The sequence below is a fragment of the Streptomyces sp. UW30 genome, assembly GCF_008042075.1.
Taxonomy (GTDB): domain Bacteria; phylum Actinomycetota; class Actinomycetes; order Streptomycetales; family Streptomycetaceae; genus Streptomyces.
The window spans coordinates 1-712 of the sequence record NZ_RDBN01000121.1; the positions used below are offsets into that span (position 1 = coordinate 1).

Here is a 712-nt window from a genome sequence, read left to right on the forward strand (position 1 = left end):
TGCAGGGAGTCGACGGCGATCAGGTCGGCCGCCTCGACGTGGACGTCCTCGCGCAGCCGGTCCTTCTGGTTGGGCTTGTCGCCGAGGACCTTGTCGAAGGACTCCATGGCGATCGGGACCAGGTCGGGGTGGGCCACCCAGGAGCCGTCGAAGCCGTCGCCGGCCTCGCGGTCCTTGTCGGCGCGGACCTTCTCGAAGGCGACCTTGTTGACCTCGGCGTCGCGGCGGTCCCAGACCACCTCGTCGTCGACGCGGACGACGAAGACGCCGCCCTTGCCCGGCTTCAGCGCCAGCTCGGACAGCTCCGCCTCGAAGGTGGTGAGCAGTTCCTGCGCCAGCCAGGCCGCGCGGGGCAGCCACCTGCACTGGGTGCAGTACTCGATCTCGACACGGCCACTCATCCGAGGTGCACCGACCAATCCTGTTCCGCGGCCGGTTTGCCGTGCAGGTCGKGGRCCTGCTGCCAGTGGCCGGCCGCGAAGGCCTCCTCGCCGATCTCGGCGCGGATGTTCGCCAGTTCCTCGGCGGCGACCTTGCGGGCCAGCTCGGGCGTGGCCTTCTCGCCGTTCTCGAACTCGACGCCCGCGTTGATCCACTGCCAGATCTGGGAGCGGGAGATCTCGGCGGTGGCCGCGTCCTCCATGAGGTTGAAGATGGCGACCGCGCCGAGGCCGCGCAGCCAGGCCTCGATGTAGCGGATGCCGACCTGGAC

3 pseudogenes are annotated in these 712 nt (G+C 69.9%); all 3 read right to left on the reverse strand.

Features of this window, described 5'->3' with window-relative positions:
- Nucleotides 1–227 (reverse strand): annotated as a pseudogene (locus tag EAO75_RS44695) (malate synthase A); the annotation flags it as partial.
- Between the two features lie 48 nt (nucleotides 228–275).
- Nucleotides 276–401, reverse strand: a pseudogene (locus EAO75_RS46365) (SelT/SelW/SelH family protein); the annotation flags it as partial.
- Nucleotides 398–712, reverse strand: a pseudogene (locus EAO75_RS44700) (malate synthase A); the annotation flags it as partial. The pseudogenes EAO75_RS46365 and EAO75_RS44700, both read right to left, overlap by 4 nt.